The sequence below is a fragment of the Chitinophaga rhizosphaerae genome (assembly GCF_003958645.1).
Classification (GTDB): Bacteria; Bacteroidota; Bacteroidia; order Chitinophagales; family Chitinophagaceae; genus Chitinophaga; species Chitinophaga rhizosphaerae.
In genome coordinates, this window is the sequence record NZ_RXLO01000002.1 from 632,192 (window position 1) to 654,034 (window position 21,843).

23 protein-coding genes are annotated in these 21,843 nt (G+C 54.6%); 10 read left to right on the plus strand and 13 right to left on the minus strand.

The annotated features are described in order from the left end of the window. Nucleotides 1–93: 93 nt before the first annotated feature. On the plus strand, nt 94–819 hold the full coding sequence (locus tag EJ361_RS06255) for a ferredoxin--NADP reductase (protein WP_126244496.1): 726 nt from the start codon (nt 94–96) through the stop codon (nt 817–819). Nucleotides 820–1,020: 201 nt separating this feature from the next. Here the strand turns inward: EJ361_RS06255 and EJ361_RS06260 are convergent, their stop codons facing one another. From EJ361_RS06260 to dtd, 3 genes are read right to left on the minus strand one after another with little or no spacing between them, the layout of a single operon-like run. Further along, complete coding sequence (locus EJ361_RS06260) at nt 1,021–2,460, minus strand: glycine--tRNA ligase (protein WP_126244497.1); 1,440 nt, start codon at nt 2,458–2,460, stop codon at nt 1,021–1,023. Nucleotides 2,461–2,518: 58 nt separating this feature from the next. Then, nucleotides 2,519–2,848 carry a nucleotide pyrophosphohydrolase gene (locus EJ361_RS06265; RefSeq protein WP_126244498.1) on the minus strand — a complete coding sequence of 110 codons (330 nt, stop codon included), beginning with the start codon at nt 2,846–2,848 and terminating at the stop codon, nt 2,519–2,521. Further along, on the minus strand, nt 2,849–3,301 hold the full coding sequence (gene dtd / locus EJ361_RS06270) for a D-aminoacyl-tRNA deacylase (protein WP_126244499.1): 453 nt from the start codon (nt 3,299–3,301) through the stop codon (nt 2,849–2,851). 50 nt (nt 3,302–3,351) lie between these two features. Here dtd and arfB point away from each other — a divergent pair, with 50 nt between their 5' ends. Further along, a complete protein-coding gene (gene arfB / locus EJ361_RS06275) occupies nt 3,352–3,756 on the plus strand; it encodes an alternative ribosome rescue aminoacyl-tRNA hydrolase ArfB (RefSeq protein ID WP_126244500.1) in 405 nt (134 codons plus the stop codon). Between the two features lie 33 nt (nt 3,757–3,789). Then, on the plus strand, nt 3,790–5,277 hold the full coding sequence (locus tag EJ361_RS06280; protein WP_126244501.1) for a lipopolysaccharide biosynthesis protein: 1,488 nt from the start codon (nt 3,790–3,792) through the stop codon (nt 5,275–5,277). Here EJ361_RS06280 and EJ361_RS06285 read toward each other — a convergent pair. Beyond that, the gene (locus EJ361_RS06285) at nt 5,260–5,922 is read right to left on the minus strand and encodes an MBL fold metallo-hydrolase (RefSeq protein WP_126244502.1); all 663 of its coding nucleotides are present in this window, start codon (nt 5,920–5,922) and stop codon (nt 5,260–5,262) included. The two genes, EJ361_RS06280 and EJ361_RS06285, sit on opposite strands and share 18 nt — an antisense overlap. Before the next feature lie 101 nt (nt 5,923–6,023). Here EJ361_RS06285 and EJ361_RS06290 point away from each other — a divergent pair, with 101 nt between their 5' ends. Further along, entirely contained in the window at nt 6,024–9,362 is a 3,339-nt protein-coding gene (locus EJ361_RS06290; protein WP_240646557.1) for a TolB-like translocation protein, read from the plus strand. A gap of 66 nt (nt 9,363–9,428) precedes the next feature. On the opposite strand, the gene EJ361_RS06295 is transcribed toward EJ361_RS06290, so the two are convergent. Genes EJ361_RS06295 through EJ361_RS06305 form a run of 3 tightly spaced genes read right to left on the minus strand, consistent with a single transcriptional unit; the run spans nt 9,429 to nt 10,747 of the window. After that, complete coding sequence (locus tag EJ361_RS06295; protein ID WP_126244504.1) at nt 9,429–9,776, minus strand: diacylglycerol kinase family protein; 348 nt, start codon at nt 9,774–9,776, stop codon at nt 9,429–9,431. Beyond that, the gene (locus EJ361_RS06300; RefSeq protein ID WP_126244505.1) at nt 9,776–10,072 is read right to left on the minus strand and encodes a winged helix-turn-helix domain-containing protein; all 297 of its coding nucleotides are present in this window, start codon (nt 10,070–10,072) and stop codon (nt 9,776–9,778) included. Before EJ361_RS06300 ends, EJ361_RS06295 begins: the two co-directional genes overlap by 1 nt. Nucleotides 10,073–10,084: 12 nt before the next feature. Continuing rightward, nucleotides 10,085–10,747: a hypothetical protein gene (locus EJ361_RS06305; protein ID WP_126244506.1), complete on the minus strand. Its 663-nt coding sequence runs from the start codon at nt 10,745–10,747 to the stop codon at nt 10,085–10,087. Between the two features lie 424 nt (nt 10,748–11,171). Here EJ361_RS06305 and EJ361_RS06310 point away from each other — a divergent pair, with 424 nt between their 5' ends. Further along, entirely contained in the window at nt 11,172–13,691 is a 2,520-nt protein-coding gene (locus EJ361_RS06310) for a DUF5686 family protein (protein ID WP_164714110.1), read from the plus strand. Here the strand turns inward: EJ361_RS06310 and EJ361_RS06315 are convergent. The 5 genes from EJ361_RS06315 to EJ361_RS06335 all read right to left on the minus strand — a co-directional run bounded on the left by EJ361_RS06315 (nt 13,688) and on the right by EJ361_RS06335 (nt 16,307). Then, nucleotides 13,688–14,113, minus strand: coding sequence for a helix-turn-helix domain-containing protein (locus EJ361_RS06315; RefSeq protein ID WP_126244508.1), 426 nt, complete (start codon nt 14,111–14,113; stop codon nt 13,688–13,690). The genes EJ361_RS06310 and EJ361_RS06315 overlap by 4 nt on opposite strands. 205 nt (nt 14,114–14,318) lie before the next feature. Beyond that, on the minus strand, nt 14,319–14,699 hold the full coding sequence (locus EJ361_RS06320) for a VanZ family protein (RefSeq protein WP_164714111.1): 381 nt from the start codon (nt 14,697–14,699) through the stop codon (nt 14,319–14,321). Between the two features lie 48 nt (nt 14,700–14,747). Further along, entirely contained in the window at nt 14,748–15,128 is a 381-nt protein-coding gene (gcvH, locus tag EJ361_RS06325; RefSeq protein ID WP_126244510.1) for a glycine cleavage system protein GcvH, read from the minus strand. Nucleotides 15,129–15,215: 87 nt separating this feature from the next. Then, nucleotides 15,216–15,884, minus strand: coding sequence for a peptidylprolyl isomerase (locus EJ361_RS06330; RefSeq protein ID WP_126244511.1), 669 nt, complete (start codon nt 15,882–15,884; stop codon nt 15,216–15,218). A gap of 81 nt (nt 15,885–15,965) precedes the next feature. Next, nucleotides 15,966–16,307: a hypothetical protein gene (locus EJ361_RS06335; RefSeq protein WP_126244512.1), complete on the minus strand. Its 342-nt coding sequence runs from the start codon at nt 16,305–16,307 to the stop codon at nt 15,966–15,968. Between the two features lie 258 nt (nt 16,308–16,565). Between EJ361_RS06335 and EJ361_RS06340 the strand changes: the two genes are divergently transcribed. From EJ361_RS06340 to rsgA, 5 genes are read left to right on the plus strand one after another with little or no spacing between them, the layout of a single operon-like run. Further along, nucleotides 16,566–17,567: an AAA family ATPase gene (locus EJ361_RS06340; RefSeq protein WP_126244513.1), complete on the plus strand. Its 1,002-nt coding sequence runs from the start codon at nt 16,566–16,568 to the stop codon at nt 17,565–17,567. 21 nt (nt 17,568–17,588) lie between these two features. Next, on the plus strand, nt 17,589–18,455 hold the full coding sequence (locus EJ361_RS06345; RefSeq protein ID WP_126244514.1) for a DUF58 domain-containing protein: 867 nt from the start codon (nt 17,589–17,591) through the stop codon (nt 18,453–18,455). A gap of 28 nt (nt 18,456–18,483) precedes the next feature. Beyond that, nucleotides 18,484–19,491, plus strand: a complete 1,008-nt coding sequence (locus EJ361_RS06350) for a hypothetical protein (protein ID WP_126244515.1) — start codon at nt 18,484–18,486, stop codon at nt 19,489–19,491. 8 nt (nt 19,492–19,499) lie between these two features. Further along, on the plus strand, nt 19,500–20,510 hold the full coding sequence (locus tag EJ361_RS06355; protein WP_126244516.1) for a vWA domain-containing protein: 1,011 nt from the start codon (nt 19,500–19,502) through the stop codon (nt 20,508–20,510). Between the two features lie 25 nt (nt 20,511–20,535). Beyond that, the gene (gene rsgA, locus EJ361_RS06360) at nt 20,536–21,471 is read left to right on the plus strand and encodes a ribosome small subunit-dependent GTPase A (RefSeq protein ID WP_126244517.1); all 936 of its coding nucleotides are present in this window, start codon (nt 20,536–20,538) and stop codon (nt 21,469–21,471) included. A gap of 209 nt (nt 21,472–21,680) precedes the next feature. On the opposite strand, the gene EJ361_RS25560 is transcribed toward rsgA, so the two are convergent. Next, complete coding sequence (locus EJ361_RS25560; protein WP_164714112.1) at nt 21,681–21,830, minus strand: hypothetical protein; 150 nt, start codon at nt 21,828–21,830, stop codon at nt 21,681–21,683. Nucleotides 21,831–21,843 lie beyond the last annotated feature (13 nt).

Genomic DNA, 21,843 nt, shown 5'->3' on the forward strand with positions numbered 1-21,843 from the left:
CGGGTGCTAACATTCCCGCAATCCCCCGTAAACCGGAAAAAAAGCGTAATTTATGTGAAATGGCTTTACTCATCTTGCAAAAAACCTTCATACATGCTCGAACAATGGTATACCGGCGTGGTAACGAAGATTGTGAACGAGACGTATAACACGCGTAGATATTGGATCCACATCCCCGAAAAGGAAGCATTCCACTTTAAGGCCGGGCAGTTCGTGACGCTGGATTTGCCTATCCACGAAAAGAAAAACAAGCGCTGGCGGAGCTATTCCATCGCCTCCCACCCCAACGGTTCATCGGAAATAGAACTGGTGATCGTGCTACTGGAAGGCGGAGCCGGCACTACTTACATTTTCAACGAGATCAGGGAAGGCAGCGAGCTTACGCTCCGCGGACCGCTGGGCAATTTCGTGCTGCCCGAATCGCTCGACCGCGATATTTTCCTCATTTGCACGGGCACGGGTATAGCGCCGTTCCGGTCTATGGCGAAATTCCTCCACAAGAACGGCATCGCCCATCCCGATATCCATCTCATATACGGATCGCGGTACGAGAAGGATATTCTGTACAAGGACGAGATGCGCGCCCTCGCCGCAGAGATGCCTGGTTTCCACTACCACCCTACCCTTTCGCGGGAAGATAATCCCGGGTGGACGGGCCACCGCGGCTATGTTCACCAGGTGTACGAAGACTTGCTGGCCGACCGCCGGCCGGCGTATTTCTTCCTTTGCGGCTGGAAAGCGATGATCGACGAGGCGCGGCAGCGGATACAGGCGATGGGGTACGACCGGCACGATGTTCACCTCGAACTGTACGGTTGATTTTACCGGAATTGGGATTATTTTTGCAGTCAGGTTCGTTTTTATCGCGAGCGGTTTGATTATCGCAAGACAGTTTGAATTTTCGCGACACCAAAATTCGTTTATCGCAAGACGGTTTCCATATCGCAGGGAACGGTTGATTTATCGCATAAAAAAAGGCGCCTCCGGTCGGAGGCGCCTCGTTATTTTCAGACGAATATATTAAACCATCATAGCTTTCATGACGATGTTCTTCACTTCGCTCATGGGAACGCGTTCCTGCTGCATCGTATCGCGGTAGCGGATGGTAACGGTGCCGTCTTCTTTTGTCTGGTGATCCACGGTTACGCAGAACGGCGTACCGATGGCATCCTGGCGGCGATAGCGTTTACCGATCGCATCTTTCTCTTCGTAGAAGGAATAGAATTGGGTTTTGCAATCGTTGAAAAGTTCGCGCGCGAGTTCCGGCAAACCATCTTTTTTAGTGAGCGGGAATACGGCCAGTTTGATGGGCGCCAGCTTTGCCGGGAACTTCAGTACCACGCGGGAGTCCGCTTTCTCGGGAGTGCTGAGGTCTTCTTCAACATACGCTTCGGAAAGCACCATGAAGCAGCAGCGGTCCAGACCGATCGAGGTTTCGATCACGTACGGCACGTAGTTCTGGTTGATCTCGGGATCGAAGTACTGGAGCTTCTTGCCGGAGAATTTCTGGTGTTGCGACAGGTCGAAATCGGTACGGCTGTGAATGCCTTCCACTTCCTTGAAACCGATCGGGAAATTATATTCGATGTCCACCGCAGCGTCTGCATAGTGGGCCAGTTTGGCGTGGTCGTGGAACTGGAGGTGCTCGGGTTTCAGGCCCAGGCTCTTGTGCCATTTCAACCGCTCTTCTTTCCAGTAAGCGTACCATTCCTGCTGGGTGCCGGGGCGGATGAAGAACTGCATCTCCATCTGCTCGAACTCGCGCATGCGGAACACGAACTGGCGGGCTACGATCTCGTTACGGAACGCCTTTCCCACCTGCGCAATACCGAACGGGATCTTCATACGGCCCGTCTTCTGCACGTTCAGGAAGTTCACGAAAATACCCTGCGCCGTTTCCGGACGGAGGTACACTTTATTATCGTCTTCATTGTCGGATGCAACGGCGCCGAATTCGGTGGAGAACATGAGGTTGAACTGGCGAACGTCTGTCCAGTTAACGGTCCCGCTCACCGAGCATTTGATCTTGTTATCCTCGATCAGCTTTTTCAGGCCGGCGAAATCGTCTTTGGAAATCAGGCCCTCCATTTCGGCGATGAGGGCTTTGCCCGCATCCGCGTCCAGCGTTTCAGCGTACCCTTCGATCAGGTGGTCCACGCGGTAGCGCTTCTTGCTGTCTTTATTATCGATCATCGGGTCGGAGAAGTTATCTACGTGCCCGGATGCTTTCCAAACCGTGGGGTGCATGAAGATCGCCGCGTCGATGCCCACGATGTTTTCGTGCATCTGGGTCATGGAACGCCACCAATAATCGCGCACGTTCTTCTTGAGCTCCGCGCCGTACTGGCCATAGTCGTACACCGCGCTCAGACCGTCGTAAATTTCGCTCGACGGGAAAATGAAACCGTATTCTTTACAGTGCGAAATGATCGCCTGGAACTTGTTCTGATCTGTTGCCATAGTCGCGCAAAGATAAAATCCTATTTTGAAACAACGTATTATATTAATTCACCACGCGTCAGCCTTTCAGCTTTTCATTGTCTTTATGCCGGGTGGCGTCTCGCGTGGTTTTCTTCCCGAAATTCTGTTCCAGCGCCGCGGTGAGGTCTACACCGGTCTGGTTGGCCAGGCACAACACCACCCACAGCACATCCGCCAGCTCGTCTGCCAGGTTTTTATCGCGGTCGGAAGGTTTGAACGACTGGTCGCCGTACTGGCGGCTGATGATCCGGGCCACTTCGCCGACCTCTTCGGTAAGGATGGCCATGTTGGTGAGTTCGGAAAAGTAGCGGACGCCGGTGGTGTTGATCCATTGGTCTACGCGCTGCTGGGCTTCCTGGATGGTCATTTATTCTCGGTTTTTAGTGTCGATGATGATGGTGACGGGCCCGTCGTTCACCAGGGAAACCTGCATATCCGCCCCGAAGCTGCCGGTGCCGACGGGCTTGCCGAGATCGGCCTCCATTCTGGCGATCATGCTTTCGTAGAGCGGGATGGCGGTGTCTGGCCTGCTGGCTTTGAGGTAGCTGGGCCGGTTGCCTTTTTTGGTGGAGGCGTGTAGGGTGAATTGGGAAACGAGGAGGACACTGCCTCCGGTTTCGAGGGCGCTGCGGTTCATGACGCCGTTTTCGTCGTTAAAAACGCGGAGATTGACGATTTTGGCGCTCAGCCACGCAATATCTTCCGGCCCGTCGGCGTCTTCTATACCCAGCAGTACGAGAAGGCCCCCGCCGATGGCGGATTTCACTTCCCCGCCGATGGATACTTCGGCCCGGGCCACCCTTTGGATCACAGCTCTCATAAAATATTCTTCGAAGCGTTTACATTTGCGTTAAAGATAAGGAATGTGTTATGCTTGACGTGACTCCGGAAATAAAATTCAAAACGGCCCGCAGCGGCGGCAAAGGCGGCCAGAACGTAAACAAGGTGGAAACGATGGTGGAAGGGTACTTCGACATCGCCGGCTCCGCTTTGCTGACAGAAGAACAGAAGACCCTCCTGCTGCAGCACCTTGGCAGCAAACTGAACGCCGACGGCCTGTTGCAGGTAAAATCGCAGACGGAACGTTCCCAGCTGGGCAATAAAGGGGAAGTGATCCGCAAAATGAACGCCTTGCTGGAAAAAGGGCTCTTTGTCCCGAAAACCCGCAAAAAAGTGAAGCCGACGAAAGCCATGAAGGAAAAACGCCTCCAGTTCAAGAAACGGCTCAGTGAAAAAAAACAGAACCGCCGGCCCGGAACGGGGCGCGACTATTAATACGATTCTTATTTTTGGATTAAAACCGACGCTTTGGGAAATATCAAGAAACTGGCCGGCGCAACGATCTGGTACGGCGTTCCTACCATTGTACACCGATTTTTAGGGTTCATTCTCCAGCTCTTCCTCACGAGCGTGTTCCCCGCCGAGAAGTTCGGGGAAGTGGGGCAATTGTACGCATTCATCCCTTTTTGCAATATTATTTTCACCTACGGCCTGGAAACCAGCTATTTCCGGTTTACGCAGTCGGTGGAGAAAGACCGGCTATTCAATACCCTGAACGTATCCATGATCGTGAGCACCTTCCTGTTTTCGGGGATATTGCTCATCGGCTCGCCGGTATTGGCGGAGGGTTTGGGTTTCCCCGGCCGCGAGCACCTCGTGATGCTGGCCACGGGCGTTCTTTTCTTCGACACCCTCACCACGATCCCCTTCGCCAGGCTGCGCCAGGAAGGCCGGCCGCGCAAGTTCGCCGCCGTGAAACTGGCGACCATTATAGTGCAGATCGCGCTGACGGTGTTCATCCTGAAATTTGCGCCGAAGCTCCATGCCCAGGGGTACCTGTCGTGGTACAATCCGGATTATGGCGTGGAATATTACGTCATCGCCAATATGGCCGCCAGCGCCTGTTCGCTGCTGTTCCTATCCAAAGAATTCAGCGCTTTCCGCTGGAAGTTCGATAAATCCCTTTGGAAGGAAGTGATCCTGTATAGCTGGCCCCTCATCGCCATCGGCCTCGGCGGCATGATCAACGAAATGCTGAGCCGGCTGATCTTCCCGCAGGTGTACCCCGCCAGCCGCGAGGTTTCCATGAGCCTGCTGGGTATTTTTTCGGCCAATTACAAGCTGGCGGTGCTGATTACCATCAGCATCACCGCGTTCCGGATGGGCGCGGAACCGTTTTTCTTCAACCAGGCTGAGCGGAAAGATGCACCGCAGACCTATGCCCGCGTCATGAAATACTTCACGATGTTCATGGGCGCGGCTTTCCTTGTGGTGGCGCTGTTCCTCGATATTTGGTCGTGGCTCATTACGCGGGGGGCCGACAAGTCGTACGCCGAAGGGCTCCATGTGGTACCGGTCCTGGCCATGGCCACGGTGTTCCTGGGGATATACTACAATCTCACGATCTGGTATAAACTGACCAACCGTAACCTGATGGGGGTGTGGATCACGATGGGCGGGGCTTTGGTGACGATCGTCCTCAATATCTGGTGGATCCCGCAGTTCAGCTATACGGGCTCGGCCTGGGCCACATTTGTTTGTTATGGGTCGATGATGACGGCCTCGTACCTGCTCGGGCAGAAATATTACCCGGTGCCGTACGAGGTGCCGAAGGTGTTGGGGTACCTGGGCCTGGCGGGCGCGCTGTATGTGCTGCATGATTATATAAAGGTGCAGGGGCTGGGGTTCTGGCCCGTTCATATCGCCGCCGTGGCGGAACTGGGTGTATACCTGGCCGTTATCGCCTGGCCGGAAAGGAAAGACATCGCCCGGCTGCTGTCACGCAAGGCGGGTTGAGGGGTCTTCCGGAACGAAGGGGTTATGCACTTTTTCGAACCCGATCGTAGTTTCGGGACCGTGTCCGGAATACACCACCGTTTCGTCGGGCAACTTGTACAGTTTTTCCCGGATGCTGCTTGCCAGTGTTTCAAAATTACCTCCAGGGAAGTCGGAACGACCCACACTCTGTTTAAATAACACATCTCCGGCGATCACGAAATGTTGCTTCGCGGAGTAGAACGAAATGCTTCCGGGGGAATGGCCCGGGGTGAGGATCACTTCCAGCTCATCGTCTCCCAACGTCACCTTATCGCCGGCTTCCAGGTAACCCACCGGCTCGGGACTGGGCTCGAAAGGGATATTGTACATCATCCCGGATTGGGGGGAACGGTCGAGCACCACCTGGTCTAACCGGTGGATTTCAGGCCCTTTCCCAAACATTTTCTGCACCAGCCTGTTGCTGAAGATATGATCGAGATGGCAGTGGGTATTGAGTAACCGGGCTACCGTCAGCTCGTTTTCGGCCATAAACCGGAGGAACTGGTCCCGCTCTTCGGGATAATAAAATCCGGGATCTATAATGATACACTGCTTTTTTTCGTTAATTAGTACGTATGTATTCTCCTGAAAAGGATTCACCGTGAAGCACCTGATTTCAAACATTGTTGATGTTTTTTACTAATTTTAATTCGCTACACAATATTATCAATACTTTCCGTATGAACCGATTTATTACCAGGTCAATTATTCCATGCTTATGCCTATTGATCGGATTTGTTGTTAACGCCCAGGCGCAGACGAATACCGTGGAATTTGGCCAGAACCGGGTACAGTACAAGAACTTCAAGTGGCGGTTCTACACGACCCGGCACTTCAACACGTACTTCGCCCAGAACGGCCTCGAGCTCGGCAAGTACGTGGCCCAGTGCGCGGAAAGGGAATTGCCTCAGCTGGAGGAGTTCATGGAATTCACTTTCCGGCAGAAAGTCAACATTATTGTGTACAACAACTTCGCCGAATTCAAGCAATCCAACGTTGGGATCGGGGTAGATTGGCAGAATACGGGCGGGGTGACGAAGCTCGTCGGCAACAAGCTCCTCGTTTACTTCGACGGCGACCATGCCAACCTGCGCCGCCAGATCCGCCAGGGCATCGCCCGGGTCATGCTCGAAACCCTCCTGTTCGGGGAAGATATCGGCGAATTCGCCGGCAACGCCGTGCTCATCGATTTCCCCAACTGGTTCACAGACGGGTTCATCGCATACGCCGCCGAGAACTGGACCCCCCAGCTCGACGATCAGCTCAAAGCCGCCCTCAACTCCGGGAAATACAACACCTTCAACCAGCTTACGTTCGACAAACCCCTGCTGGCCGGCCAGGCGTTCTGGTATTACGTGGAAAGCAAGTACGGTAAAGACGCGGTGCCTTACCTCATGTACATCACCCGCATCAACCGCGGCCTCAAAAAAGGCTTCGAGCAGGTATTGCACATGAAACCCAAAGCCGCACAGGCCGATTTCATGATGTGGTGGCGCAAACGCTTCCAGGAAGACGGCCGCCGCCGACGCCAGGTGACGCGCGGTACCGGCGTGATTTCCAACGAGATCGGCAAAAAAGACTACTACCGCTACGCCCCCAATCCCAAAAACTCCATGTACGCCGTGGTGGAATACAGCAAAGGCACCTACAAAGTGAAGATCAACCTGGGCTGGAGCACCAACAAGGTGCTGCTGAAGAGCGGCGTCAAACAGCTCACGTCCAAACTCGATCCCAACTATCCCCTGCTGGCCTGGAACCATAAAGGGAACCGGCTGGCCGTGGTATACGAACACGAAGGCAAAACCCGCCTCATGGTCTATGACCTGATCTCCAAGATCACCATCAAACAGGACCTGCCCATGTTCGAAAGGATCATCGATATGAAGTTCTTCTTCGAATTCGATAACTCCCTCCTGCTTTCCGCCGTGCGCAACGGTCATACCGATATCTTCACCTATAGCATGACCAACAGCAAGGTAGACCAGATCACCAACGACGTGTGGGACGATCTCGATCCTTCCTTCGCGGCGTTCCCCGGCAAAAGCGGGATCATCTATTCCTCCAACCGTCCTAACTCAAAAGCCCGTACTTCGGACACCTCGCTGCCGCATAACCGGTATAATATTTTCATGGTCGACAACTGGAACAAATCTTCCGAAAAACAGATTTCCCAGTTAACGGACCTCCCCTACGGCAATGCCCGCCTGCCCGTTCAGTACAATACCACCCATTTTACCTTCGTGAGCGATGCCAATGGCATCAACAACCGGTACGCCGGTTTCTTCCGCGCGGAAAGGGCCGGGGTGGATTCCCTGTACTTCGTGGGCGCGGAGATCCTCCACAATCCCGACAAGGAAGAACTCGATTCCGCCCTGATGGATTATGGCGCCACGGCACCGGATTCCGTTCAGGCCATTACGATCACCAACGACTCAACGTACGTTTTCCCCGTAACCAACTATCAGTTCGGCATCAAGGAATCCCGGATCGCGGGAGACCAGGGCCTGGTGTCGGAAGTAGTGCAGATCGGCGACTGGAAACGGTTGTATAAATTGAAGGTGGACACCAATACGCTGAAAAAACGCAACGTTTCGGCCCGGCCCACCAACTACATGCGCCAGCAAATGCGCGACGACTCCCTGCGCATGGGCCTGCCGAGCTATTACGCACGGCCAGACACGGCCCCCAAGCAGCCTAACTTCTTCCAGAACGAATTCGGCAACGAGCCGGCGGATACGGCGGCGCATACCGCCAACGAGCCCGCACTGTCCGAAAAGAAAGAGCCGCCCATCCTGAAAAGCGCGCGCCTCAGCAATTACAGGCTCAAGTTCAGCTCCGACTACCTGGTAACGCAGATAGACAACTCGGTGCTCATGAACCGCTACCAGCCTTACTATGGCTGGCCGCAGGGCCCCATCCGCCTGGCAGACCCCGTCAACGGCCTCATCCGCCTCGGCATCAGCGATCTTATGGAAGATTACAAGTTCTCCGGCGCATTCCGTATCCCCCTTGCCCTCGACGGTACCGAGTATATGTTCTCGTTCGCTTACCTCAAGAAGCGTTTCGATTACAAACTGACGTATTACCGCAAGGTGGAAAAAGCCGCACTGACCGTTGGGGACGGCAGCAACCAGTTCACCAACTATCCCATCAAGAACAAAACGAACATCTACCAGGCAGAAGTCCGCTATCCGTTCGACCAGGTGCGCAGCATGCGCCTCGCGGCGGGTCTGCGGACGGATGAGCTGGTAGTGCTCGCCAACGACCAGGGATCGCTGAAAGAGCCCAACTACAAGGAAACCGCCGTGCTGGCGCGTTTGGAATATGTGCACGACAACGTGATCAACCCCGCCATCAACATCTTCAAAGGCACCCGCTACAAGATTTACGGCGATATGGTGGCGCAGATTTCCGGGAACCGCAACACCCTGTTCGGACAGGTGACGCCGAAAGGCAAGTTCACCTACAACATGGGCATCGATGCGCGCCACTACGTGGAAATCACCCGGAACTTCATCTGGGCTACGCGTTTCGCCGCCGATCTTTCCTGGGGCTCGCGCAAGCTGATCTACTTCCTCGGGGGGGTAGACAACTGGATGATCAAGCCCGACATTTACACCAACCGCGCACCGAACGCCAACGAGAATTACGCTTACCAAACGCTGGCCGTGAACATGCGCGGCTACAAACAGAATATCCGCAACGGCAACAACGTCATGCTGATGAATACGGAACTCCGCCTGCCGGTGTTCACCACTTTCATCGACAAGCCCATCAACAGCGCGTTCCTCCGCAACTTCCAACTGATTTCATTTATCGATATCGGTACGGCCTGGAACGAAAAACTGAAGTTCAAAGACGCGAACTATACGGAATACGTAACCGAAGAAGGTGTGGTGATCCGCATCAAGGAAGGCTTCCTCGGGCCCTTCGTCGGCGGTTACGGATTCGGCGCCCGCACCACCGTGCTGGGCTACTTCGCCCGCTTCGACGCCGGCTGGCCCATGACCGGGTTCTTCCGCGGCAAACCACAGCTCACCTTCGGTTTGGGCGTAGACTTCTAAACGGAACGCAATTCAGATACACGAAAAAGCCGGCTACATCAGCCGGCTTTTTCGTGTCCTTTTCTGCTATAGTATTTTTGGAAGGAAGATGCACCCCGCCGCGATCGCCGCACCCATGGCAGCAATGAGCACCGCCCCGGCTGCCATGTCTTTGATTTTTTTGACGAGGGGATGCTGGTCCGGATGAAGGAGGTCCATCGATTTTTCGATGGCCGTGTTGAGCAGCTCGGCCGTCCACACGGCAGCGGTGGCTACGGCGAGCACGGCCCATTCGCCGGCGGAGCAGCGGAAAAAAATCCCTGCTGCGATGACGGCGCCAGTAGCCGCGAGGTGGATACGGGCGTTGGGCTCGCTGCGGAGCGCGGTGCCGATGCCGCGGAAGGCGTTGCGGAAACTGCCGGTCAGCCTGTTCATCACTGTGTGAATTTGATCATGGCTTCCAGCGCGGCGAGGTGGCCCTTGAAGGCTTTCTCGCCGGCTTTGGTGATGGAATAGGTGGTATTGGTTTTGCGGCCCACGAACCCTTTGTGCACCTTGATGTAGGCATTTTCCTCCAGCGTGGAGAGATGCGAGGCCAGGTTGCCATCGGTTACGTCGAGCATCGCCTTGAGATCGTTGAAACTCACTTCCTCGCTTACCATCAGCACACTCATCACGCCAAGCCGTATTCTACTTTCGAACAGTTTATTCAGATTCTCGATTGGATTCATGCAAAGGGAGGTTTAAGCCGCCTGGGGGGCGCGTTCGTATTTCCACCACATGATGACGCCGTACAGGATATGTACCAGCCCGAAGCCGAGCGCCCAGAAAAAGAGGCCGTATCCCAGCAAGAAAGTGGCGATGATCCCGAGGAGGCATTCGGTGAAGCCCACGTAGCGCAACTCAGGCATGGTGAATTTGCTGGCGTTGATGAGCGCCAGGCCGTAAAACACGAGGCAGGCCGGGGCGATGAAACCGTAAAATCCGTTATAGATCATGCCGAGGATGAAAAAACCACCCGCTACGAGCGGCACGGCAAGATTGATGACCACTTTGCGGGCAGTGGCGTCCCAGATGGGGAGGCCCTGCTGCCGGGCTTTCCGCCAGGTGAAATAGCTGCCGGTGGTAAGGGCGCCCGCCAGCACCGCCGCCGCGATGAGCAACAGCTTCAGGACCAGCAGGTTGACGTCTGGCGAGCCGGATTCGTAATGGCCGCCGTTATACAGGAAGGGGGAACCGGCGCTCGCGCGGTAATCTTCCAGGATGCCGTGGGCGAACCATGCGCCGATGAGCCCGCTGAGGCCCGCGCCCACGCCGCCGAGGCCGCTGAGCGACATGAACCGCGTGCTGCGTTCCATGATCCGCTTGATGTCTTTAAGGGTATCGAGATGTTGTTGCTCGTTCATAGAGAAAGCACTTTGTCTATCAAAGCTAGGCATATTTCCGGAAAATAGGGAATGGAAACGTGCTGTAAGAAATCCGGCATGTTTTTGTGTTGTTATAGGGGTAAAGGGTCGGGACGTGCGTTTTGTCTTGGGGCGTTGCGGGTGGATCGGCGTAACCTTGGGAAGGGGGTGTTCGTTTAGGGTGGGATACGGCGGAGAAAAACCGGCGGGGTGATCCCGGTTCCGATACCCATCAAATTACCATGTTGCCCGGAAAGTGTAGGCAGATGCGTGAGTGGCGATGGATGGGTGATGGGTGCGATGCGGGCCTGACAGCACGGGTTTCCCGGGTTTCCGCGGTGCGGTTTACCCTGGCAGGCTGGAAATTGCCATAAATCCGTCCCATTTAACAACAGTCAAACTAATTCGTCCGAAAATATCTAATTTGCCTCCTGAAATGAACGGCTGGAAACGAACCATAGCTTCAATTATAACGCTCATCAGCTTCTTACCCCTACATGCGCAGCATAAAGTAAAAGGCATTGTTAAAGACGCGCACACCCAGGAACTGATCCCATTTGCCACACTCCAATTCGTGGGCACCAACACCGGTATGGTCACCGATGCGGAAGGCGCATTCGTTTTCGAACTTCCTTCCATCCCCTCAGATTCCCTCCTCGTCCGCGTCATGGGCTACGCCAGGACCGTGCTGTTCGTAGACCGGAAACTGCCCGAGCAAACGCTCGTTTTCGAGATTTCCCGCGGCGACGTTTCCCTCAAAACATATGAAGTCAAAGCCAACGTCAACTTCGCCATCATCTTGTTGCGGAACATCGTACGCCGGAAACCTTTCAATAACTACGACCGGCTCGACAGCTATAAATACGAGATCTACAACAAACTGGAGCTCGATATCAAGAACCTCAACACCGTCAAGCTCGCGAAGAACCGCTTCACCAAGCCGTTTTCGTTCATCCTGAAGAATATCGACAGCACCACGGAAAACCAGCCGTTCCTTCCCGTGTTCCTCACTGAAAGTATCTCCGATTATTACTTCCAGCGCAACCCGAAGAAAACGAAAGAGATCATCAAAGCCTCCCGCACCTCGGGCCTCGACAACGAGAGCGTCACCAAGTTCCTCGGCGGCATGTACCAGAACATCAATGTGTACGACAACTTCATCCCGGTGTTCGACAAAAGCTTCGTGAGCCCCATCAGCAGCAACGGCACGCTTTTCTATAATTACCGCATTACCGATACGCAATACATCGCCAACAACCGGTTCATCCGCATGAACTTCGAGCCACGGCGCAAAGGCGAGAACGCATTCATCGGCGACCTTTGGGTGATGGACTCCACCTTCGCCATCCAGAAGATGAGCATGTCGGTCCCCAACGACGCCAACATCAATTTCGTCCGCAAAATCTCCCTCGTCCAGGAATTCAAACAGCTGGCCGACAGCAGCGGATGGTTCCTCGCGAAAGATAAATTCGTGGTCGACTTCTGGACGCCGAGCCCCAAACCGACGAAAACCATCGAGTTCATCGGCCGTAAAACGACGACGTACGAGGGTTTCATCCTCAACGATACCGCCGTCACCAACCTGTTCTCCGAAAAACGCTACCCGCAAAACATCGTGGTGGCCGACAGTGCGCGTACGCGGACGGATTCCTTCTGGGACAGCCACCGCCACGAATCGCTGAGCCATAATGAACAGTCGATTTACAAAATGGTGGACACACTGCAGAAGATGCCGCTGTTCCAGAAATATTCCAATACCATCCGCTTCCTGGCTACGGGATATAAGCCGTTCGGGCCGCTGGAATGGGGGCCGTACTGGTACCTCTTTTCCCAGAACCGCCTGGAAGGTTTCCGGGTGCGGCTGGATCTGGGGACTACGCCGCAGTTCCATAAAGACCTGTACCTCAACGGGTACCTGGCCTACGGGTTCGGCGACGACCGCTTCAAGGGGAAAGTTTCCGCGCTGTACCTCCTGCAGCGCCACCCGCGCATGTACGTGTACGGTTCATTCATCCGCGATCTCGACAATGGCGCGAGCTATTACGATGAAGTGGGCACGGATAACATTTTTACCCTCGCGATCCGCAAGCCCGGCGTTCCGCAAAAATTCATGCAGATCGAAGAGAAGCGTGCGGAGTTCTTCAAGGAATATTACAGCGGGTTCTCGCATCACTTCTCACTGGTGCACAAACAGTTCATGCCCTACGATCCCTTACCCGGCAGCGCCGTATTCCCGCACGGCGGCGGCAAAACCGATCCCTACACGAACCTGGAAGTGGCCGTGAAATTGCGGTACGCTTTCCGCGAAGAATTCCTCGAAGGCAATTACTACCGATTCAGCCTCGGCAGCAAATACCCCATCGTGGAACTGAAATATGCGCTGGGCGTGAAAGGTATCTGGAAGAGCAACTACAGCTACCACAAAGCTACCTTCACGGTGTCTGACTACCTGAAAGTAGCGCCGTTCGGACAGTTGTACTACAACTTCTTCGGCGGGAAGATCTTCAATACCACCCTGCCTTACCCGTTGCTGGAAATCCATCCCGGCAACGAGATCTACTACTACAACAAATACGCGTTCAACATGATGAACCGCTACGAGTTCATCAGCGACCAATACGCCGGTTTCAACCTCGAGCACACCCTCGGCAGCGGGATCTTCAATTACATCCCGCTCGTCCGCAAACTGAAGTTCCGCCAGTTCTGGACGGCCAAAGGCGTGATCGGCAGCCTCAGCGACAAAAACCGCGCCCTCAACCTGCAAACGAACTATCCGTTCAAGACGCTGCAGGGCAGTCCCTATATAGAAGTAGGCACGGGTGTTGAAAACATTCTCAAATTCATTCGGGTGGATTTCGTTTGGAGAGTGGCGCCGAAGCCCCTGCCGGCCGAGGTCAACAACAAAAAGTTCGGCGTGTTCGGCAGCTTCAGGCTCCAGTTCTAGGGCTGCTGCGCTTTTGCTTTCTGCGTGGAGACTTCCCGGATGGGATGCAGCACCGCCTGCATGATCCGCATGTGCTCGCGCATCATCTGGTCCATCTTCTGCATGGAATCGCGCATCGTCGTCATCATTTCCTTCATGAGCAATTTGTCTTGCCGGAAATACGCCAGCAGGTCTTGCAGGTCCTTTTCCTGCAGCACCGGTTTCGGTTGCCGCTGCTGCGGCGGCGGATCGTTGAACAGTTCCGTGAAATGAACATCGAGCACTTCGGCGATCTGCATCAGCCGCTCCACCGTCAGCCGCTTCACTTCGTTCCGCTCTATGTTCCCATAAGCCGTAGAACCGATGCAGAGCCGGTCCGCCATGTACTCCTGCGTCAGGTTGCGGTACTCCCGCAATCGCCGGATCGTGTTGCCTACATTCATAATGAAGGTATTTGAAAATCGTACCTGGGTTAACGGTAGCGCCCGCAATATTAACGCGCCTGGCAACACGTTCCAAAAAATCTCCGAAAATGCAAGAAGTTCTCTTCTAACTCGGAGAATATCTCCGAAAATCGAAGATTGCAGGCATAAAAAAAGCGCCTGAATGAAGGCGCATCTTATGGAAAGTATGTCTTTTCAACAACGATCATTTCAGAAACCGCATCCCCACGAACCGGAAAATCAGCGCGCCCGCAATGGCGCCCGCCGTATCCGCCGCAAAATCCCACAGATCGAAACTACGGTTGGCCACCAGGTATTTCTGGATGAACTCGATCGCCAGCCCGTAGGCAGAGACGCAGGTAACGATCAGTGTGAGCATGCCCGCGCCGATGCGCCCGTGATGCCGGTAATATCCATACGCCAGCAGCAACACCATTCCCCCGAAAAGGAAAAAGTGCACCACCTTGTCAAAATGCAGCATCTCCAGGAAACCGGTCGTCGGTATCGCCTTTCCCGGAAGGGTGCACAAAAAAAGAATGAGGATGATCCATCCCATTGCGGGCAGGTAAAAACGGATCATCCTCATACTAAATGTGTCTTTATGGTTTCTACGCGATGTATCAGGCATAATAAATTATTCGCCTACCAGCGCTTTGTACTGGTCGGCCGTCAGCAGGCCTTCCACATCGGCAGGGTTGTTCACGGTGATCGTCACCATCCAGCCATCACCATAAGGGTCGGTATTCACCAGCTCAGGGCTGCTTTCCAGCTCCTCGTTCACCGCACCGATCGTACCGGCAACGGGCAGAAACAGGTCGGAAACGGTTTTCACCGCTTCAACGGTTCCAAAAACGTCTTCAGCGGCCAGCGATTTACCGGTCGTGGGAATGTCCACGAACACGATATCGCCCAATTCGCGCTGCGCGAATTCGGTAATACCGATTTTCGCAGTTTCCCCTTCTAATAATACCCACTCGTGGTCTTTGGTGTAACGCAGATTCGACGGAAAATTCATGTCAAGTTTGATTTTGAGCGGTAAAAATAAAGATTACGTCCAGAATTATAAAAAGTTTGTCATTTTCAAAACGTTAAAATGACAGACCTAGAAGAAAAAGAACTTCTTTTTCAGGCGGATTTTCATGCGCACGTCCTGCAAAGGCCGGTTGTCTGCCTTGTTGGTCTGAACGGCGGCGATACTGTCGATCACATGAAACCCCTTCACCACCTGGCCGAACACGGTATAGTTCTGGTCCAGATGCGGCGATCCGCCCCAGGTTTTGTACACCTCGCGCTGGTCTACCGGCAGTTTCCGGCCGCCCAGCCGCGTTTGCTCCAGCGTATCCAGCCCGCCATCTGTCCATTTCTTCCCCTGCACGATGTAAAACTGGCTGCCAGACGAGGCCTTCGTGGGATTATCGTCCCGCGCCGCGCCCAGTGCGCCTTTCCGGTGATACAGATCCAGCTGGAACTCCGCCGGCACCGTATATCCCGGCCCGCCGTTGCCGACGGTTTCCCCGGGCTTGGCCCGCCTGCTGTCCGGATCGCCGCCCTGGATCATGAAATTTTTGATCACGCGGTGAAACAACAGGCTGTCGAAATAATGCTGCTTCGTGAGCCGGAGGAAGTTGTCGCGGTGCTTCGGCGTCTGGTCGTACAACCGGATCACCATTTTTCCGTAAGGCGTATAAACCTTCACTTTCCGGTTGCGCTGCGCATGCGCGGCCATGGTGGCGAGCAGCAACAGCAGTAAAAAGGGTAACTTTTTATTCATGGGCATGTTCGTGTATTCGTCTTCCTTGCAGGGCCGGGCCGCCGTTGCGTCGCACACTTCGGCCCGGTTGCGGGGCCGGGCTTATTCCTCCCCTTCTTCGAAATAGTCGATAATATGCGCTTTCAGGAACCGTTCCTGCTCTTCCATCCCCATTTTGGGCACCGGATGAACTTCCTTGAAATGCGGCCATCCGTCCTTATCCCGCCCTTCCGGCTCAAAATAGCCGCTGCGCGACAGCAATACGCAAACCGCCACGTGCATGAGGTCCTGCTTCTGCTCTTTCGTGAATTTCTTCTTCGGGAGGTTCACTTCCTGCACCCCGATCAGCATGAGCACTCCCTCGAAATTGGGCATTTTGCCGAAACGGGCGGTGAGCAGGTCTTCCACTTTTTTCCAGCGTATATTAAAATCGTCGTTGTTCATTTTCAATTGGTTTATGATGCGCCGCCCTGTCTGGCATTTGTATTGCAGGGCTAACGGACGACAAATGTACGGTTTACGCAAAAAATCAATGTAAATATCGATCCGTATTCTTAAATTGGAATTTTTTATAAACCATATCTGCTTTAACAGGAAATCCCTCCGGCGCCCGATTTAACAGGTTTTTAACTGCGGAATCCCGCTATGGGAGTAGGTTTAAATGGCAGAATCCTTATTTTAGCAACCTTGAAATAACAATTCATGGAAAATACCTCGTACGACATCCGGCAGATCAACGAAAAGATTCACCAGGCCAGCTCCTTCGTAGACCTCCTTAACATGGAGATCAACAAAGTGATCGTAGGCCAGAAATACATGGTGGAGCGCCTCATGATCGGCCTGCTCGCCCAGGGCCACGTACTCCTCGAAGGCGTGCCCGGCCTCGCCAAAACGCTCTCCATCAAATCCCTGTCTTCCGCCATCGACGCCAAATTCTCCCGCATCCAGTTCACTCCCGACCTGTTGCCGGCAGACGTGGTGGGCACCATGATCTATAACCAGCAACGAAACGAGTTCATGGTCCGCAAAGGTCCCATCTTCGCCAATTTCATCCTGGCAGACGAGATCAACCGCGCCCCCGCCAAAGTGCAAAGCGCCCTCCTCGAAGCCATGCAGGAAAAACAGGTGACCATCGGAGACACTACCTTCAAACTCGAAGAACCGTTCCTCGTGCTCGCCACGCAAAACCCCATCGAGCAGGAAGGCACTTACACCCTCCCGGAAGCACAGGTAGACCGTTTCATGCTCAAAGTCGTGATCGGCTACCCCACCAAGGAAGAAGAACGCCACATCATCCGGCAAAACCTTGCCCCGGAAGGGCAGGCGAAGATCAGCCCTGTGGTACGCCCCGAGGAAATCCTCGAAGCCCGCAAGCTCGTTCGCCAGGTATATATGGACGAAAAGATCGAACAATATATCCTCGACGTCGTGTTCGCCACCCGTAACCCGGAAGATTATAAACTCGGTAAACTGAAACCGCTCATCGCCTACGGCGGATCGCCCCGCGCCTCCATCAACCTGGCCCTCGCTTCCAAAGCGTACGCCTTTACGAAGCGCCGCGGATACGTGATCCCCGAAGACGTCCGCAGCGTTTGCTTCGACGTGATGCGCCACCGCGTAGGCCTCACCTACGAAGCCGAAGCCGAAAACGTGACCAGCGAAAACATCCTCAGCGAGATACTCAACGCCGTGGAAGTGCCCTGATCCCTTTAAACCCGCCATCAGATGGACACTGCAGAAATACTCAAAAAGGTCCGCCAGCTGGAAATAAAGACCAAAGGGCTGACCAACCACATCTTCGCCGGAGAATACCACTCGGCCTTCAAAGGCCGCGGTATGTCTTTCAGCGAAGTGCGCGACTACCATTTCGGCGACGACGTAAGGGCCATCGACTGGAACGTGACCGCACGCTTCAACAGCCCCTACATCAAGATATTCGAAGAAGAACGCGAACTGACCGTGCTGCTGCTGGTAGACGTGAGCGAAAGCGAAACCTTCGGCACCACGCGCCAGACCAAGCGCAGCCTCGTTACCGAGCTGTGCGCCGTACTCGCGTTTTCCGCCATCAAGAATAACGACAAGGTTGGCGTCATCTTTTTCAGCGACGGCATGGAAAAATACATTCCGCCGAAGAAAGGGAAATCGCACATCCTCTTCATCATCCGCGAACTGCTGTCGTTCGAACCGAAGAAAAAAGGCACCAACATCGCCGAAACCCTCCGGTTCTTCAACAACGCCACCAAAAAGAAAAGCATCGTGTTCCTCCTGAGCGATTTCTTTTCCGGGAATTACCAGGATGCCCTCAACATCGCCTCCAAACGGCACGATGTAGTAGGCGTGCAGGTGTACGACCGCCGCGACAAAGAGCTCCCCGACGCAGGGCTCATCCGCATGACCGACGCCGAAACCGGCGCTTCGCAGTGGGTGGATTCCAGCGACCGGAAAGTGCGGGAATATTACGACCGCCAGTTCCAGCAACACGCGCAATATTGCCGCAACGCTTTCATGAAAAGCGGCGCCGAACTGATCAGCATCCGCACCGATGAAGATTACGTGAAAGCTTTACAGACATTTTTCCTGAACAGGGTATAACCGATAAACGAAGTACGATCAAGACCGGATGAAATCCATCAAGAACATATTCACCACCGTCCTCCTTTGTTGCATCTTTGCCGGCGCCCGGGCGCAAGACAAGGAAGAGCCGGTCCAATACGAAGATTACTTCAAGGTAACGGCCAAGGCCGACACCACGCGTATCCGCATCGGCGAATCCGTGAAGGTAGACCTTACCGCCAAGGTGATGCTGTACGCCCTCAAAGGCGCCAACATCAAAGTGATCTTCCCCAACATCCCCGATTCGAGCAACCACATCGAGCTCGTGGAACGCACACAGCTGGACACGACCGGTTCTAACGACAACCAGCGGATCTGGCGGCAAACCGTCACCTTCACCAGTTTCGATTCCGGCCGGTGGGAACTGCCGCCCATGAAATTCGAAGTGTATTCGGTAACCGACGGGTCTTACGACTCCGTGTTCACCGATCCCATTTTCATCGATGTTAGCACCGTGGCCGTAGACACCACCAAAGCCTTCAAGCCCATCAAGCCCCTGCGCGTGGTGGGGTTCAACTGGCTGGATTACTGGTTCCTTATTTTGGGCGGATTCCTGCTCATCACGGCCATCGTATTGTACTTCACCATGTGGCGCAACCGCAAGAAAGCGCCGAAACCATTGCCCGTAGTGCCTTCCAAATCGCCGTTCGAACGCGCGGTGGAAGCGTTGGACAAACTGGAGAAAGAACAGCCCTGGCAAACGGACGTCAAAGGCTATTACACTTCGCTGACAGACGTGCTGCGCAATTACTTCGAGCAGCAGTTCAACATACCGGCCATGGAACAGACCACGGCGGAACTGATGGACGACATCAAGCCGGTCACCATCCTCAATCAGCAGCGCAACGAAATTTACGCCGTCCTCAGCCTGGCCGATCTCGCCAAGTTCGCCAAGCTCCAGCCTTCGCCGCAGGAGCATGAAGACTCGCTGCGCAAGGCCAGGGCCGTGGTGGAATGGACGCGCGCCTCCGCCCTGCCCAAAACCGAACAGCCGGCCATCGGCACAAATTCGTAATACCACTCATGAACGCGGAACTCTGGAAAAATATTGAATTCGCACACCCGGCCTTCTTCTGGCTGCTGCTGCTCATCCCCGCCTTTATCTGGTGGAGCGTGAGCGCCGGCCGCAAGTTCCAGGGATCGGTGAAAGTCTCGTCGCTGCAAGGCCTCAAAGGCATTCCCGTTTCCTGGAAAATCCGTTTCCGGCCCATCCTCCCCGCCCTGCGCATCATCGCGTTCGCCGCGCTGGTGACCGCACTGGCAAGGCCGCAAACGTCCAACACTTCTGAAAACATCGACAGCGAAGGCATCGACATCGTACTGGGGATCGACATTTCCGGCTCCATGCTCGCCGAAGACCTCCGGCCCAACCGGATGGAAGCCGCCAAGAAAACAGCGATGGATTTCGTGGACAGCCGCATCAGCGACCGCATCGGCCTGGTGATCTTCTCCGGCGAAAGCTTCACGCAATGCCCCATCACCTCCGACCATGGCGTGCTCAAACAGCAGCTCATGGCCATCCGCAGCGGGATGTTGCAAGACGGGACGGCCATCGGGATGGGGCTCGCCACCTCCGTAGACCGCCTCCGCGAAAGCAAAGCCAAAAGCAAAGTGGTGATCTTATTGACGGACGGGGTGAACAACACCGGCCTCGTAGACCCGCTCACCGCCCTCGAAATCGCCAAAGCATATAAAGTGAAAGTCTACACCATCGGCGTAGGCACCATCGGCAAAGCCCCCTCGCCCGCCACCATGCCCGACGGCAGCGTGCAAATGCAAATGGTGGACGTGCAGATCGACGAGCCCCTCATGAAAAAGATCGCCACCGAAACCGGCGGACGGTATTTCAGGGCCACCAACAACGCTTCCCTGCAAGACATCTACCACGAAATCGATAAAATGGAGCGCACCAAAGTGGAAATCACGTCTTACCGGCGCTTCAAGGAGCATTTCTTTCCACTGGCCATGATCGCCCTGGCGGCACTGTTGCTGGAGGCCGTGCTGCGGTATACGCTTTTCAAGCGGCTGCCCTAGTCCGGATTTGCTTTATCTTTACACCGTGCAAGCAACGATCTATAAATCCACCGGCAGTTGGTATTCCGTGAAAACGGACGAGGGCGCTTTTTACCAGGCGCGTATCAAAGGCATCTTCAAAATCGATGAAGACATCACGTCTACCAACCCCATCGCCGTCGGCGACCATGTCGAAATCCAACTGGAGACAGACGGCGAGGAAGGTACGGCCATCATCACCGGCATCGAAAAACGGCATAATTACATCGTTCGCAGTTCGCCGCAGGGCAAGCACAAAAAACATATCGTAGCCGCCAACCTCGACCAGGCGGTGCTCGTGGCAACCGTGAGGGAGCCGCGCACCTCCCAGGGGTTCATCGACCGCTTTCTCGTTACCGCCGCCGCATACCATATTCCCGTCATCCTCGTGTTCAACAAAATGGACGTGTACCGCGACAAGGAAATGGAGCAGTTCGAACATTGGAAGGAAGTTTATGAGCAGATCGGGTATACCGTTTTGCTGACGGGCGCAGCGAAAGGGATCGGGATCGACGAATTGGGAGAATTGCTGAAAGATAAGACCACCCTCATTTCCGGCCATTCCGGCGTGGGCAAGAGCACCATCATCAACGGGCTGATGCCCGGCCTGCAACTGAAAACGAAGCAGGTGAGCGGATGGAGCGGAAAAGGTTTACATACCACCACCTTCGCCGAGATGTTCGACCTGCCCAATGGCGGCCGGCTCATCGATACGCCCGGCGTCCGGGAATTCGGGATCGTGGATATTCCGAAAGCGGAGCTTTCACATTACTATCTCGAGATGCAGGAATATATCCCCCAATGCCAGTTCAACAACTGCCTCCACCTCGACGAGCCCGGCTGCGCCGTGAAAGCCGCCGTGGAAAGGGGGGACATCGATATCGACCGGTATGTCAGCTATGCTACCGTGCTGGCCACGATCAATGCGCATGAATACGATTGATTTCCGGGGATAGGCCTTTTTTCCCCGGCACGAGAATCACCGCCGCCTGAACAATCCCTTTTTCTTCGGGGCGTTCATTTCATCGAATACCTTTTCGGCACCGAGGTTGCGCTTTGGGGTGGGACAGCCGGTTTTCTGAGATCTGCAGCCCGCTCCCAGTGCGGATATGACGATCAGGCAAATGACAAGATGCCGCATGGACGGGGGTTTTAGAAAAGTTTCATTTGTTTGCCGGCCTTGGCGTTCTGTTTCATATTGCCGGAATTATAGAATGTGCTGCCAGGGCAGCCTTGCTTCTGGGAGGCGCATCCCGCCAACAGGAATGCCGCCCACAGCCCAATCGTCCATTTTGATTTCATAGGTCCGGGATTA

What these genes read in the sequence shown, in the direction of transcription:
- EJ361_RS06295 (WP_126244504.1), bottom strand. Translation starts at nt 9,776, where the DNA reads ATGAACAGGCTGACCGGCAGTTTCCGCAACGCCTTCCGCGGCATCGGC.
- EJ361_RS06340 (WP_126244513.1), top strand. Translation starts at nt 16,566, where the DNA reads ATGGAAAATACCTCGTACGACATCCGGCAGATCAACGAAAAGATTCAC.
- dtd (WP_126244499.1), bottom strand. Translation starts at nt 3,301, where the DNA reads ATGAGAGCTGTGATCCAAAGGGTGGCCCGGGCCGAAGTATCCATCGGC.
- arfB (WP_126244500.1), top strand. Translation starts at nt 3,352, where the DNA reads ATGCTTGACGTGACTCCGGAAATAAAATTCAAAACGGCCCGCAGCGGC.
- EJ361_RS06315 (WP_126244508.1), bottom strand. Translation starts at nt 14,113, where the DNA reads ATGAATGTAGGCAACACGATCCGGCGATTGCGGGAGTACCGCAACCTG.
- EJ361_RS06335 (WP_126244512.1), bottom strand. Translation starts at nt 16,307, where the DNA reads ATGAACAACGACGATTTTAATATACGCTGGAAAAAAGTGGAAGACCTG.
- EJ361_RS06330 (WP_126244511.1), bottom strand. Translation starts at nt 15,884, where the DNA reads ATGAATAAAAAGTTACCCTTTTTACTGCTGTTGCTGCTCGCCACCATG.
- gcvH (WP_126244510.1), bottom strand. Translation starts at nt 15,128, where the DNA reads ATGAATTTTCCGTCGAATCTGCGTTACACCAAAGACCACGAGTGGGTA.
- EJ361_RS06320 (WP_164714111.1), bottom strand. Translation starts at nt 14,699, where the DNA reads ATGAGGATGATCCGTTTTTACCTGCCCGCAATGGGATGGATCATCCTC.
- EJ361_RS06355 (WP_126244516.1), top strand. Translation starts at nt 19,500, where the DNA reads ATGAACGCGGAACTCTGGAAAAATATTGAATTCGCACACCCGGCCTTC.
- EJ361_RS06260 (WP_126244497.1), bottom strand. Translation starts at nt 2,460, where the DNA reads ATGGCAACAGATCAGAACAAGTTCCAGGCGATCATTTCGCACTGTAAA.
- EJ361_RS06255 (WP_126244496.1), top strand. Translation starts at nt 94, where the DNA reads ATGCTCGAACAATGGTATACCGGCGTGGTAACGAAGATTGTGAACGAG.
- EJ361_RS06265 (WP_126244498.1), bottom strand. Translation starts at nt 2,848, where the DNA reads ATGACCATCCAGGAAGCCCAGCAGCGCGTAGACCAATGGATCAACACC.
- EJ361_RS06350 (WP_126244515.1), top strand. Translation starts at nt 18,484, where the DNA reads ATGAAATCCATCAAGAACATATTCACCACCGTCCTCCTTTGTTGCATC.
- EJ361_RS25560 (WP_164714112.1), bottom strand. Translation starts at nt 21,830, where the DNA reads ATGAAATCAAAATGGACGATTGGGCTGTGGGCGGCATTCCTGTTGGCG.
- EJ361_RS06285 (WP_126244502.1), bottom strand. Translation starts at nt 5,922, where the DNA reads ATGTTTGAAATCAGGTGCTTCACGGTGAATCCTTTTCAGGAGAATACA.
- EJ361_RS06345 (WP_126244514.1), top strand. Translation starts at nt 17,589, where the DNA reads ATGGACACTGCAGAAATACTCAAAAAGGTCCGCCAGCTGGAAATAAAG.
- EJ361_RS06300 (WP_126244505.1), bottom strand. Translation starts at nt 10,072, where the DNA reads ATGAATCCAATCGAGAATCTGAATAAACTGTTCGAAAGTAGAATACGG.
- EJ361_RS06305 (WP_126244506.1), bottom strand. Translation starts at nt 10,747, where the DNA reads ATGAACGAGCAACAACATCTCGATACCCTTAAAGACATCAAGCGGATC.